Here is a 13467-nt window from a genome sequence, read left to right as displayed (position 1 = left end):
TCAGCCCTTCAGGCCGGCCTCGATCGCCGCGATGATCCGCGGCCGCAGCTCCTGCGGGGAGATGACCGCGTCGACCGACCCGACCGAGACGGCGCGGTGGATGCTGTGGACCCGGTCGAACTCGGCCGCCACCTCGCCGAGCTTCTCGCTGCGGACAGCGGTGCGGACCTCGGCGAGCTCGGTCGCCAGCTCGGCCCGGCGGGCCTGGTCGGCCTCACCCATCGCGGCCTCGAGGTCGCGCACCCGCGGGTCCGACGCCGTGCGGGCGTCGACGTCGCGGGAGAACACGACCGCCGCGGCGGGGGCGCCTCCGAGGACGGAGGCGAACGAGCCCTCCACGGCCAGCACCGTCATCCGGGGGTTGAGCACCTTGGAGAACACCACGAACGCGCCACCGTGGTAGCGGGACACGACCGTGAAGACGATCGGGCCGTCGAAGTTGACGATCGCGCGACCGATCTCCGCGCCGTACTCCAGCTGCAGGCTGCGCATCGACTCGGGCGAGCCGTCGAAGCCGGACAGGTTGGCGAGCACCACGAGGGGTCGGTTGCCGCTGGCCGCGTTGATGGCCCGGGCCGCCTTCTTGGACGACCGCGGGAAGAGCGTGCCGGCGGTGTAGGTGTCTGGACCGTCGGTGGGCGGGAACCCGCGCCGCGCAACGGTTTTCGACTCGATACCGAGCAGGCACACCGGGATGCCACCGAGGTGTGCGTCCTGCACCACAGCCGTCTCGGCGTCGGCCATGCCGGCCCAGCGCTCGAGCGTCTCGTGGTCCTGGTCGGCGACGGCGGCCATGAGCGTGCGGATGTCGAACGGCTTCTTGCGGTCGGGGTTGGTCTCCGGGGAGAAGATGTCGCCCACCGTGGTGAAACCCGAGTCGGCCAGCGTGTGCGGGTAGCTCGTGACGTCGCGGTCCACCGGGTCCGTGGTGCGGGCCCGGCGAGGACCGTCCTCGCCCGGGTGGACGTAGGTGTGGTCGTAGTGCGCCATGAGGACGTCGCGCGCGCCCGCGAGGTCGGGCGCCCAGTACTGCGCCTGCCCGTTGGGGCCCATGACGCGGTCGTAGCCGCCGATGCCGAAGTTGTCCTCGGCGGAGACGCCACCGGAGAAGTCCAGCGACTGCTTGCCGGTGAGCACCATGGCGCTGTCGGGAGTCATGACGAGGATGCCCTTGGTGTGCATGAGCATCGTGGCCTCGGCGTTCCAGTAGGGCTGGGCGCCGACGTTGATCCCGGCGACGACGATGTTGATCTCGCCGCCGTCCTGGGTGAACTCCACGATCCGCTTGAGCGCCCTCGCGACCCAGTCCATGTTCTCGGTGCCGGAGTCCATGGAGATGCGGGCGCCGGCCGACAGGGCGAACCACTCGACGGGCACGCCCATCTCCTGGGCCAGGTCGAGCGCCGCGATGATCCGGGTGCACTCCGCCTCGGAGACGGCGCCCAGCGCCTTGAGCGGGTCGCCGCAGAGCAGCACGCGGGTGATGCCCTCGGGGTAGCGCTCGGTGGGGCTGGAGATGACGCCCGCGATGATGCCGGCCTTGTTGTGGCCGTAGGGGCGGTCGACCGGCACGAGGCTGCCGCGGTCGTCGAGGTCGTACTCGGTGGCGGTGCCCCCCGGACCGGCGATCATGGCCTGCAGCTCGTACGGGTAGACGACACCACGGCGGCGTGCGCGCACGACCTTCTGCGCGTAGTCGTCGAGGGGCTTGAGCAGGTCGGCCGGGGGCTCCTCGACGGAGGTCACGACACCGGACCCCGGCTGGTAGTGGAACCTGGCCGCGAGCGGTGCGCTCTCGCCGTCCGGGCCGGCGATGCGGCCCTGGACGAGCACCTCCTCGATGCCCGCGCCGGCCGTGAGCGGGGAGATCTTGGCCTGCAGCGCGGTCAGCTGGTCCAGGTCGGCCTCGACCGGCGGCCAGATGTGCACCCACACGTAGTTCATGTCGAGGCGGGCACCGGCGGCGCCCCGCTCGGCCCGCGCACGGCGGATCGCCTCCAGGCAGTTGGCGATCGCCCGCTCGGCGTGCGGCAGGGCCGTGACCCGGCCGGACTCGTCGCGCACGACGGCCAGCTGGCGCACCTGGGCCAGGGCCACCAGTCGCTGGTCGGACTCGTTGCCGGGGGCGACGCAGCGGTAGAGCAGCACGTCCTCGGGCGCCTCGAGCCGGGTGACGTCGAACGCGCGCAGCCGCCACAGGTTGAGGCGGCGGCCCACCATCGGGTGGACGCCACGGACCAGGTCGTCCTCGACCATGGCCCCGTCAGCGGGACGGAAGGTGAAGTAGCCGACCGGGCGCCCACCGCCGGGGCAGACGGCAACGGCCACACGGCGTACCTCCTGCGACCAGGGCAGCTCCGCGAGCCGCGCGGCGAGCAGGGTCGAGGCCTCGTCGTGGGTCGCGGGCTCGTCGGGCCACGAGAGGTAGAGGTCGACCACGGCCTCCTGGCCGGACGTGCGCTCGTCGAGCTGGGCCGCGACCGCGGACACGAGGTCGGACCCCGGGGACAGCTCGTCGACGCGCCCCACGGTGGTGACGAGGTGCGTGGCCCGGCCGTCGAGGGAGTAGTCGGCGACGGCGAACGGGCGGTCACCGCTCTGGAGCTCGCGCAGGCCGGTGAGCTCGTGGTCGCGGTAGTGCCGCTTCACGAGCACGGCGAGCATGGGCTCGCGGGCCGGTACGCCGCCCTCAAGCCGGTCGGCGAGGAAACGGACGATCTGCTCGGGGATGGCGGCCAGGGCGTCGATGCGGCGGGCGCGCTCCTCCCCGCCCGGGATGCCCTCGAGCGCGGCGAGCTCGTCGTGCACGCCACCCAGCACGCTGGCGCGGTCGGCGTCGACGAGCGGCTGGTCGAACCAGCGGAACCGCACGCTGCGCGCGAGGTCGCCGATGACCGGGTGGCGGAGCTGGGTGGCGACCACGAGGCGGTCGAGCACCTCGCGGGCGGCGGCGTCCAGCGGCGGCGCGGGGCACGGCTCGACGATCCAGCGCTGCAGCAGGGCCGTGGCCAGGACGACCTCGGGGGCCGAGCGCTGCTGGGCGAGGAACACGCGGAAGACCGCCTCCTCGAGCTGCGGCGTCCGGTCGAGGCTGTCGAGCCCGTAGTGGCGCAGGACCTGCGAGAGCTTGGTGCGGAACTGCTCGGGCAGGGCGCCGCGCTCGACGTCCAGGCTCTGGAGGTAGGTGTGGAAGTGCTCGCGCGGGCTGTGGACGCGGTTCTCGACGTGGTCCTCCTCACCCGCGGGCCGGTTGCGGCTCAGCTCGGCGAAGTCGGCGAACACCTCGAGCACCGAGATCTCGGCACCGACCTGGGAGGCGCCGGCGGCGGACAGCTCGGCGCGGGCGGCGAGGTAGGACCGCAGGGTGTCGCCGTCGTCGCGGGGGTCGACGTCGTAGCCGAGGAGCATGGCGCACAGCGCGGCACGCGAGCGCGCGGCCACCTCCGCCGTCCCGGCGCCACGGCCGTCCGAGGTGGGCAGGTCGAGGTCGACCGTGTCCTGCGCACCCACCTCGGCGACCTCGTCACCGTCGCCGAGGGGCTCGAGGCGCACCAGGGGCGCACCCGTCTCCACCTGGCTGCCGGTGGAGACGAGCAGCTCCTTGACCCGGGCCGCGAACGGCGCGGGCAGCACCGTCTCCATCTTCATCGACTCGAGCACCAGCACCGGTGCGCCCGCGGCGACCTCGGCCCCGACCTGCGCGGGGGTCGCGACCACCAGGGCCGGCGCCGGTGAGCGCAGCACGCCACCCTCGTCGCGCGACACCCGGTGGGTGACGCCGTCGACCTCGACGAGCTGCACGGGTCCGTGGGTGGCCGTGATGAGGCGGTGCGTGCGGCCGGCGATGGTGACGCGGCTGGTGTACTCGTCGAGGCGGTCGAGCTCGGCGTCGACGGTCTGCTCGGTGGCGCCGCCGACGACGGTGACCCGGAAGAGGTGCGGCCCGATGCGCCAGACGGTCACCTTGTACGCCGTGCCGCGGAGCTTGAGGTCGATCGCCCGGCCGGTGCGGTGCTGCACCTGGGGCCGGCCGCCGCGGGAGGTCTCGAGCAGGCGGGTGCGCTCGACGCCCTCCTCGTCCTCGTAGCCCTCGATGCCGGCGACGACGAGCGCGACGCCGGAGTGGCGGTGGGACACGAGGCGGCCCTCGCCGCGCACCCGGTCGATCCAGCCGGTGTCGGCGGTGCCGTCGACGACCTCGGGCTGGTCGAGCAGGTCGAGGATGAAGCTCTTGTTGGTCGAACCGCCCTCGATGACGACGGTGGTCTCGGACATGGCGCGCCGCAGCCGGGCGAGCGCCTCGTCCCGGTCGGCACCGACGGCGATGATCTTGGCGATCATCGAGTCGAAGTCGGCGGGGATCGAGTCGCCCTCCCCCACCCCGGTGTCCACCCGGATGCCGGGGCCTGCCGGGAGGTTGAGCAGGGCGATCCGGCCCGGCGAGGGGGCGAAGTCGCGGTCGGGGTCCTCGGCGTTGAGCCGCGCCTCGACGGCGTGGCCCTCCTCGACGGGCCGCTCGCCCTCGAGGCGGCCGCCGCAGGCGACGTGGATCTGCAGCTTGACCAGGTCCGTGTCGGTCGTCGCCTCGGTGATGGGGTGCTCGACCTGCAGGCGGGTGTTGACCTCGAGGAAGGCGAAGAACTTCTCGCCCGGGTGGTAGAGGAACTCGACCGTGCCGGCGCCGGCATACCCGACCGCGACGGCGAGGCGCTCGGCGGCCGTCTTGACCTCCGCGACCTGGTCGGGCCCGAGGACGGGTGAGGCCGACTCCTCGATGACCTTCTGGTTGCGCCGCTGGACCGAGCAGTCGCGGACGCCCAGCGCCCACGCGGTGCCCTGCCCGTCGGCGATGACCTGGACCTCGACGTGGCGGGCCCCGGTGACGAGCTTCTCGAGGAAGACCACCCCGGAGCCGAACGCGCGCTGCGCCTCGTCGCGGGTGCGCTCGTAGGCGTCGGTGAGGTCGGCGTCGGAGGCGACCATGCGGATGCCGCGGCCACCACCGCCGGCCGTCGCCTTGAGCATCAACGGGTAGCCGATCTGCGCGGCGGCGGCTTTGGCGTCCTCGAGGGTGTCGACGCCGCCCCGGCTCCACGGCGCCACCGGCACGCCGACCTCCTCGGCGATCAGCTTGGAGCCGATCTTGTCGCCGAGCTTGCGCATCGCCTCGGGGCTGGGGCCGATGAACGTCACCCCGATGCGCCCGCACAGCTCGGCGAAGTCGGGGTGCTCCGCGACGAAGCCCCAACCCACCCAGGCGGCGTCGGCGCCGGTCTCGCGCAGTGCCTTCTCCAGCACGGCGTAGTCGAGGTAGGGCCGGTCGGCGGCGGGGCCGAGGTTGTAGGCGTGGTCGGACTCGCGCACGAACATGGCGCGCTTCTCGCCCTCGGTGTGCAGCGCGACCGTCTCGATGTGGTGCCCGCCGGCGCCGGCCTGCGCGTTGAGGTCGCGCACGGCGTGGATGAGCCGCATCGCAGCCTCACCCCGGTTGACGATGGCGATGCGCGAGAACATCGAGTGGGCCTCCCAGCACGGACGGACGACGGGCGGGGCGCGGACAGCACGCCACCGAGGCCCGAGCCTGCCACCGATCGTCGGTGACTCGCGAGTAATGCTCGCCGAGGCATCCCCGCGCCACCCCACCTAGGGTTGGTGGCATGCCCCGCGCCGCCTCGGTCCTCTGGCTCCGTCGCGACCTGCGCAGGGGCGACCTCCCCGCGCTCGGCGCAGCCGACTCGGCCGCCGACGGTGGCAACGTCCTGGTCCTGTTCGTGCTCGACCCCGCCCTGTGGGACGGCGGCGGCCCGGCACGGCGCGCGTGGCTCGCCGCAACGCTCGAGGCCACTCGTGAGGCGTACGACGGGCGGCTCTGCCTGCGCGTCGGCGACCCGAGGAAGGTCGTCCCCGCCGTGGTGCAGGAGGTCGGCGCCGGATCGGTTCACGTCTCCCGCGAGACCACGCCGGCAGGCGTGCGCCGCGACAAGGCGGTCGCCGCCGCGCTGGGGAAGGCGGGCGTGGACTGGGTCGAGACCGGCACGCCGTACGCCGTGGGGCCCGGATCGGTGCGGAACGGCAGCGGCGACCCCTACAAGGTGTTCACACCGTTCAGCCGCGCCTGGCGCGACCACGGCTGGCCGGCCCCCGCCACCGAGCCCAAGGACCTGTCGCCGGCCCGGGTGGCGTCGGACGACGACGGCTGGAAGACGGTGCGCGAAGCCCTCTCGGTGGACGGCCTGCCGGCGATGCCGGAGGCGGGTGAGGCGGCAGGTCTCGCCCGGTGGCGTGACTTCCTCGACGAGGCCGTCACGGCCTACAAGGACGAGCGCGACCGGGCCGACCACCCCGGGACGTCGCGGATGTCGCCGTACCTCAAGATCGGCGCGGTGCACCCGCGCACGCTCCTGGCCGAGCTGAAGGGGCGCACCGGCCAGGGGGCCCAGACCTACGCGACCGAGCTGTGCTGGCGCGAGTTCTACGCCGACGTCCTGTGGCACCACCCGCGCTCGTCGTGGCACGACCTGCGGCCCGCCCTGTCCGGCATGACCTACGAGGACCACCCCGAGCTCGTCGACGCCTGGAAGCAGGGGCGCACCGGCTACCCCGTCGTCGACGCGGCGATGCGCCAGCTGCTCACCGAGGGGTGGATGCACAACCGGATGCGGATGGTGACCGCGAGCTTCCTCACCAAGGACCTGCACGTCTGGTGGCCCGTCGGCGCCCGCCACTTCCTCGACCACCTCATCGACGGCGACATCGCCTCGAACAACCACGGCTGGCAGTGGGTCGCCGGCACCGGCACCGACGCCTCGCCGTACTTCCGCGTGTTCAACCCCGTCACCCAGGGCCAGCGCTTCGACCCCCAGGGCGACTACGTCCGCCGCTACGTGCCCGAGCTGGCGCACATCCCGGGCAAGGCCGTGCACGAGCCGTGGAAGCACGACGCCGGCTACGACCACGACTACCCCGAGCGCGTCGTCGACCACGCCGAGGAGCGCCTGGAGGCCCTGCGCCGTTACGACGCGGTGCGGGGCGGTGCGGGGTCGGGCGGTTCGAGGTCGGGCGGTACGGAGTCGGGGTCGGGGTCGTCGTGATCGACCCCGTCGCCGAGGTCCGCTCGTTCGTCCGGGCCGCCCTGGTCACCCCCGTCCCCCGCGACCACACCGAGTCCGACGCCGCCTTCCGCCGCCGCCGGGTCGTCGCCGTGGTCACGCTCGTCGTCGGCAGCGCGGTGCTCACGCTCGCGCTGCGCATCCCACCGGGCGACCCCCTGTTCTACGGCGCCACCGTCGCGCTGGCGGCCATCTGGACCGTCGGGGCGCTGGTGTCCGGACCGCTGCACCTCGGCCGCGCCCGCACCCGCTCCGGCGGCGACGCCCGGCCCCTGGTGCAGTCCCTGGCCCTGGGCGCGATCCTGCTCACGGTGTTCCTGCTCGGCGGGTTCGTCATCGCGCACATCCCCCCGCTGCGCGACCCCGTCACCCACCTGCTCGACCACGCCCGGCTCGGGTCGCTGTCCCTCGTGGCGGCCATCACCGCCGTCAACGGCATCGCCGAGGAGCTCTACTTCCGCGGCGCCCTGTACGCCGCCGTCGGCCGACGGCACGCCGTCCTCGTCACGACCGTCGTCTACGCCCTGACGACCGTCGGCTCCGGGATACCGCTGCTCGTCCTGGCCGCCGCGTTGCTCGGGGTCCTCACCGGCCTGCAGCGCCGGGTCACCGGCGGCATCCTCGGCCCGATGGTCACCCACCTCACGTGGTCCCTCGGGATGCTCCTGCTCCTCCCCCTCGTCCTCTCGTCAGGAAGCTGATCGCATGCCCTCATCCTCCGGCACCTCCCGCACGGTCCTGGTCACCGGCGCCACCGGCTACGTGGGCGGCGTCCTCGTCCCGGCGCTGCTCGAGCGCGGCTGGACGGTGCGGGTCCTCACGCGCAGCCGCCGCGGCCTGGACCGCAAGCCGTGGGCCCACGACGTGGAGGCGGTCGAGGGCGACGCGACCTCCGCGGAGGACTGCCGCCGCGCCATGCAGGGTGTCGACGTCGCCTACTACCTGCTGCACTCGATGGACGGCAAGGGCGACTTCATGGAGCGCGACCGCTCCATGGCCCGGACCTTCGCCCAGGCCGCGGCCGACGCCGGGGTGGGCCGGGTGGTCTACCTCAGCGGCCTGCACCCGGAGGGCCGGCTCTCCGACCACCTGGCCTCACGGGTCGAGGTCGGCGACATCTTCCTGGCCGGCACCGTGCCCGCCACCGTGCTCCAGGCGGGGATCGTGCTCGGGGACGGCTCGGCGTCGTTCGACATGCTGCGCCACCTCACCGAGCGGCTGCCGGCCGTGGTCGCGCCCCGCTGGCTCCGCAACCGGATCCAGCCGATCGCGGTCGACGACGTCGTCCACTACCTCGCCGGCTCTGCCGAGATGGGGCCAGAGGTCAACCGGACGTTCGACATCGGTGGCCCCGAGGTCCTCACCTACGCCGAGATGATGCAGCGCTACGCCGAGATCGTCGGGCTGGGGCGTCGCTTCATCACCACCGTGCCCGTCCTCACACCGCGCCTCGCCGGGCTGTGGATCGACATCGTCACCCCCATCTCCCGCGGCATCGGCCGGCCGCTGATCGGCAGCCTCGTGCACGAGGCGGTGTGTCGCGAGCAGGACATCGTCGACGTCACCGGTCCGCCGCCCGGTGGACGCACCTCCTTCGAGGACGCGATCCGTGCCGCCAACCGCGGCATCGACCCGTTCCGTTGGCGCCGTACCCTCGCCCGCACGAGCGCCATGGTCGGGGCGGCCGCCGTCACCGGCTCGGTCCTCACCGACCCGGCCTCACGCTGGTACCGCAAGCTCGACAAGCCCTCGTGGGAGCCGCCGCCGGCGGCGTTCCCCGTCGTCTGGACCGGCCTGTACGCCGACGTCGCCCTGGTCAGCGCCGTGTCCTCCTCCTACCTCGCCGAGTCGGGCCGCGAGGACGAGGCAAGGCAGCTCGAGCAGGCCCTGGCCCTCAACATGGCGCTCAACACCGCCTGGACGGGCTTGTTCTTCCGCGCGAAGCGCCCCTGGCTCGCGACCGCCGAGTGCGCGGTCCTCACCCTCTCCTCGGCCGACCTCGCACGCCGCGCGGGCGCAGCCGGGCGAGGCAAGGCCGTGGCCGTCGGGGCGTACGCCGCCTGGTGCGGGTTCGCGACGGTGCTGTCCGGCACGATCGCCGCCAAGAACCGGCGGGGCCGCCGCCGCTGACCCTCCCGCGGGCCCTACCCGCGCAGGCCCTCCAAGGCAGACTCCGCGGGCCTGTGCCGACTCTCCTCACCCCGTTCAGTGAGCGCGAAGTGTCGGTATGGCGTCCGCGAATCGACATTCCGCGCTCACTCAGGGGGCGGGTGCGACGTGGGCCGGCTGTTGGGGGCACGCCGTGGTTGCCAAGGGTGGGCACACCCTGAGAAACTATTACCAACCGTTCGGTCAGTAATTGGCTGCGCGCCCCGACTCCAGCCCCGTCACCAGCCCCGTGGAGGACGCATGACCGCCACCGACACCGCAGGCACCGACCCGCTGCAGGCCGGCTTCGACGCGACCATCGGGCACGGCGACCGGATCGAGCCGCGTGACTGGATGCCCGAGGGCTACCGCCGGACGCTGGTCCGCCAGGTCGCCCAGCACGCGCACTCCGAGATCATCGGCATGCAGCCCGAGGGCAGCTGGATCGGACGCGCTCCCTCGTTGCGCCGCAAGGCGATCCTGCTCGCGAAGGTGCAGGACGAGGCGGGCCACGGGCTCTACCTGTACTCCGCCTGCGAGACCCTCGGGGTCAGCCGCGGCGAGCTCACCGAGAAGCTCATCTCGGGGGCCCAGAAGTACTCCTCGATCTTCAACTACCCGACGCTGACCTACGCCGACGTGGGCACCATCGGCTGGCTCGTCGACGGTGCCGCGATCTGCAACCAGGTGCCGCTGTGCCGCACGTCGTTCGGCCCCTACGGCCGCGCGATGATCCGCATCTGCAAGGAGGAGTCCTTCCACCAGCGGCAGGGCTACGAGCTGCTCATGACGATGATGCGCGGCACCGACGAGCAGCGGGCGATGGTGCAGGAGTCGGTCAACCGCTTCTGGTGGCCGGCGCTGATGATGTTCGGGCCGCCGGACGACGAGTCGCCCAACTCGGCGCAGTCGATGGCGTGGGGCATCAAGCGCAACAGCAACGACGACCTGCGCCAGCGGTTCGTCGACATGTCGGTGCCGCAGGCGCAGGCGCTGGGCGTGACCTTCCCCGACCCCGAGCTGCGCTGGAACCCCGAGCGCGGCCACCACGACTTCGGCCAGCCCGACTGGGACGAGTTCATGCAGGTCGTCAAGGGCAACGGCCCGTGCAACACCCAGCGGATCGCCCACCGCCGCAAGGCGCACGAGGACGGTGCGTGGGTGCGCGAGGCCGCCACCGCGTACGCCGCGAAGCAGGCCGCCATGGCGACCGCCGGGGGTGCCGCATGAGCGCGGAACAGGGCCCCTCGCAGGCCGTGCCCGGCAGCGGGACCGGGGGCGTGCGGGCCGAGTGGCCGCTGTACGAGGTGTTCGTGCGCGGCAAGCGCGGGCTCAACCACGTGCACGTCGGCTCCCTGCACGCCGCCGACGACGACATGGCGCTGCGTCACGCTCGTGACGTCTACACGCGGCGCAACGAGGGCGTGAGCATCTGGGTGGTGCAGTCGAAGGACATCGCCGCGTCGAGCCCGGACGAGAAGGACCCGATGTTCGCGCCGAGCAACGACAAGGTCTACCGGCACCCGACGTTCTACGAGATCCCCGACAACGTCCCCCACATGTGAGGCAGTGATGACCGACCACGTCGAGCCCGCCTCGCACCCCGCCCCCGACCCCTCCGACGCCCACGGCTCCGTCTACGACGGGCTGCTCGGCGGCGACCCGTCGCACTGGGCCTTCGGCACCGACTTCGAGGACCCGCTCGCCGGCGTCGACACGACCATCCCCGAGGGCGTCGACGCCCGCGACCTCGCCACCTACTGCCTGATGCTCGCCGACGACGCGCTCATCGCCTCGCAGCGGCTGTCGCAGTGGACCAGCCGCGCGCCCGACCTCGAGGAGGACATCGCGCTGGCCAACATCGCGCTCGACCTGCTCGGGCAGGCGCGGCTGCTGCTGGCCCGCGCGGCGGCAGCCGACCCGACCCTGGTCCCGGCGCTCCCCGAGGGGTCGCCCGTGCCGCCGGAGGACGCCTTGGCGTTCTTCCGCGAGTCGGGCGAGTTCCGCAACGTGCGGCTGGTCGAGACCGACAACGGCGACTTCGCCGTCACCATCGTCAAGCTCCTCGTCCTCGCGACCGCCCGGCTCGCGCTGCTCGAGCGCCTGGCCTCGAGCAGCGACCACGTGCTGGCCGCCGTTGCCGCCAAGGGCGTGAAGGAGCTGACCTACCACCGCGACTACGCGGGGCGCTGGTTCCTGACCCTCGCGCGGGGCACCGAGGAGTCCCGGCGGCGCCTCGAGGCCGCCCTGGCCGTGGTGTGGCCGCTGCAGGCCGAGCTGTTCGCGACCCACGAGGTCGAGCGCCGGGTCGCCGCGGCCGGCGTCGGCGTCGACCCGGCCACCACGGCCGACGACGTGGCCGTGGTGCTGGCCCAGGTGTTCGCCGTCAGCGGCGTCGAGCAGCCGACCCAGGCTGCGTTGGCCGGTGTGCAGGGTCGGCAGGGCCGTGACGGCCTGCACACCGAGGCGCTGAGCCTGCTGCTCGCGGAGATGCAGGTGGTCGCGCGTGCCCACCCGATGGGCCGGTGGTGACGGTGTCGACGACCACCGCCGTCGACCGAGCGGCGCTGCAGGACAAGGCCTTTGCCGTCGCGCGTACCGTGACCGACCCCGAGATGCCGATGCTGACGCTGGAGGACCTCGGCGTCCTGCGCGCGGTGGAGGTCGACGAGCGCGGGCACGTCATCGTCTCGATCACGCCCACCTACACCGGGTGCCCGGCCATGGCCACGATGCGCGACGACCTCGTCCGCTCGCTGCAGGACGCCGGCCTGCCTGGTGCCACGGTCCGGGTCTCCCTGACCCCCGCGTGGTCGAGCGACTGGATCACCGAGCGCGGCCGCCGCTCCCTGGCCGAGCACGGCCTGTCCGCGCCCGGTCGAGCGCCTGCCCGCAATGGCCCGGTCGCCCTGTCCCTGATGCCCACACGGCGCGAGATCGCCTGTCCCCGTTGCGGTTCCGCGCACACCGAGCTGACCTCTGAGTTCGGGCCCACGGCCTGCAAGGCGCTCTACCGGTGCACCAGCTGCCTCGAGCCCTTCGAGCACGTCAAGGAGATCTGAGTGACCTCGGCCGCCCCCTCGCTGCTGCTCAAGAAGCCCCGCCGCGCCGCCCCCACGTTCCACACCCTCACCGTCCACAGCGTCGAGCCGTTGACCGACGACGCTGCCGCCGTCTCGTTCGAGGTCCCGGGCGATCTTGCCGAGGCCTACGCCTTCGCCGCCGGACAGTCCCTGACCCTGCGCCGCTACGTCGACGGCGTCGAGCACCGCCGCACCTACTCCATCTGTGCCACCGTCGGTGACCGTCCTCGCATCGGCGTGCGTGAGATCCCGGGCGGCCTGTTCTCCCAGTGGTTGCTGCACGAGCTGCGCCCCGGCGACGAGGTCGAGGTGCAGACGCCGCACGGCACGTTCCGCGCCGACCCCGACGAGGGCGGGCGACACCTGTGCATCGCGGCGGGGTCCGGCATCACGCCGATGCTGTCGATCGCGAGCACCGTGCTCGCCAACCCCGAGACCGAGGTGACCCTCCTCTACGGCAACCGCACGACGGCGTCGGTGATGTTCGCCGAGGAGCTCGCCGACCTCAAGAACCGCCACGGCAGCCGCTTCCAGCTCGTGCACGTGCTGTCCCGCGAGCCCCGCGACGTCGAGCTGTTCTCCGGGCGCCTCGACGCCGACCGCCTGCGCCGGCTCTTCGACGTCCTCGTGCCCGTCCACGACGTCGACCACGTCTGGCTCTGCGGACCGCTGGCGATGATCGAGTCGGCCCGCGAGGTGCTCATCGAGCTCGACGTCCCCGCCGACAAGGTCCACTTCGAGCTGTTCTACGTCGACGAGCCGCCGCCGGAGCTGCACCGGGCCGACGCGGTCGTCGAGGGTGAGACCAGCGACGTCACGGTCGTCCTCGACGGCGTCAGCTCGACCACCCCCATGCCGCGCGGACGCTCCATACTCGACTCCGCCCAAGCGACCCGCACGGACGTGCCGTTCGCCTGCAAGGGCGGCGTCTGCGGCACCTGCCGCGCCCTGGTGCGCGAGGGTGAGGTCGACATGCGCCGCAACTACGCCCTCGAGCAGCGCGAGGTGGAGCAGGGCTTCGTCCTCACCTGCCAGAGCCACCCCGTCAGCGACACCGTCACCGTCGACTTCGACGCCTGACCTTCCCCTCCCCGCCCACCACGCACCCACCCCGCCAAGGAGCACCC

9 protein-coding genes are annotated in these 13467 nt (G+C 72.9%); 8 read left to right on the top strand and 1 reads right to left on the bottom strand.

Going from position 1 to position 13467, the window contains the following annotated elements; translation table 11 throughout:
- Entirely contained in the window at positions 1-5514 is a 5514-nt protein-coding gene (locus ASG70_RS02120) for a carboxyl transferase domain-containing protein (RefSeq protein ID WP_056882200.1), read from the bottom strand.
- A gap of 143 nt (positions 5515-5657) precedes the next feature.
- Here ASG70_RS02120 and ASG70_RS02115 point away from each other — a divergent pair, with 143 nt between their 5' ends.
- The 8 genes from ASG70_RS02115 (at position 5658) to paaE (ending at position 13420) form a co-directional block, all read left to right on the top strand.
- Complete coding sequence (locus ASG70_RS02115; RefSeq protein WP_056882199.1) at positions 5658-7091, top strand: deoxyribodipyrimidine photo-lyase; 1434 nt, start codon at positions 5658-5660, stop codon at positions 7089-7091.
- Positions 7088-7810, top strand: a complete 723-nt coding sequence (locus ASG70_RS02110; protein ID WP_056882198.1) for a CPBP family intramembrane glutamic endopeptidase — start codon at positions 7088-7090, stop codon at positions 7808-7810. The genes ASG70_RS02115 and ASG70_RS02110 overlap by 4 nt, the downstream gene beginning before the upstream one ends.
- Before the next feature lie 4 nt (positions 7811-7814).
- Entirely contained in the window at positions 7815-9239 is a 1425-nt protein-coding gene (locus ASG70_RS02105; protein ID WP_056882197.1) for a tryptophan-rich sensory protein, read from the top strand.
- 279 nt (positions 9240-9518) lie between these two features.
- Entirely contained in the window at positions 9519-10487 is a 969-nt protein-coding gene (paaA, locus tag ASG70_RS02100; RefSeq protein ID WP_056882196.1) for a 1,2-phenylacetyl-CoA epoxidase subunit PaaA, read from the top strand.
- 50 nt (positions 10488-10537) lie between these two features.
- Positions 10538-10822 carry a 1,2-phenylacetyl-CoA epoxidase subunit PaaB gene (gene paaB, locus ASG70_RS02095; RefSeq protein WP_056882247.1) on the top strand — a complete coding sequence of 95 codons (285 nt, stop codon included), beginning with the start codon at positions 10538-10540 and terminating at the stop codon, positions 10820-10822.
- Between the two features lie 7 nt (positions 10823-10829).
- Complete coding sequence (gene paaC, locus ASG70_RS02090; protein WP_056882195.1) at positions 10830-11789, top strand: 1,2-phenylacetyl-CoA epoxidase subunit PaaC; 960 nt, start codon at positions 10830-10832, stop codon at positions 11787-11789.
- Positions 11786-12319, top strand: a complete 534-nt coding sequence (paaD, locus tag ASG70_RS02085) for a 1,2-phenylacetyl-CoA epoxidase subunit PaaD (protein WP_235531298.1) — start codon at positions 11786-11788, stop codon at positions 12317-12319. Before paaC ends, paaD begins: the two co-directional genes overlap by 4 nt.
- Complete coding sequence (gene paaE, locus ASG70_RS02080) at positions 12320-13420, top strand: 1,2-phenylacetyl-CoA epoxidase subunit PaaE (RefSeq protein WP_082589964.1); 1101 nt, start codon at positions 12320-12322, stop codon at positions 13418-13420.
- Positions 13421-13467: the final 47 nt, after the last annotated feature.

The sequence above is a fragment of the Phycicoccus sp. Soil748 genome (genome assembly GCF_001428025.1).
Lineage (GTDB): Bacteria > Actinomycetota > Actinomycetes > Actinomycetales > Dermatophilaceae > Pedococcus.
The sequence above is the reverse complement of the archived record's forward strand: the minus strand, read 5'-3'. Positions and strand labels throughout refer to the sequence as shown.

What these genes read in the sequence shown, in the direction of transcription:
- ASG70_RS02120 (WP_056882200.1), bottom strand. Translation starts at nt 5,514, where the DNA reads ATGTTCTCGCGCATCGCCATCGTCAACCGGGGTGAGGCTGCGATGCGG.
- ASG70_RS02105 (WP_056882197.1), top strand. Translation starts at nt 7,815, where the DNA reads ATGCCCTCATCCTCCGGCACCTCCCGCACGGTCCTGGTCACCGGCGCC.
- paaC (WP_056882195.1), top strand. Translation starts at nt 10,830, where the DNA reads ATGACCGACCACGTCGAGCCCGCCTCGCACCCCGCCCCCGACCCCTCC.
- ASG70_RS02115 (WP_056882199.1), top strand. Translation starts at nt 5,658, where the DNA reads ATGCCCCGCGCCGCCTCGGTCCTCTGGCTCCGTCGCGACCTGCGCAGG.
- paaA (WP_056882196.1), top strand. Translation starts at nt 9,519, where the DNA reads ATGACCGCCACCGACACCGCAGGCACCGACCCGCTGCAGGCCGGCTTC.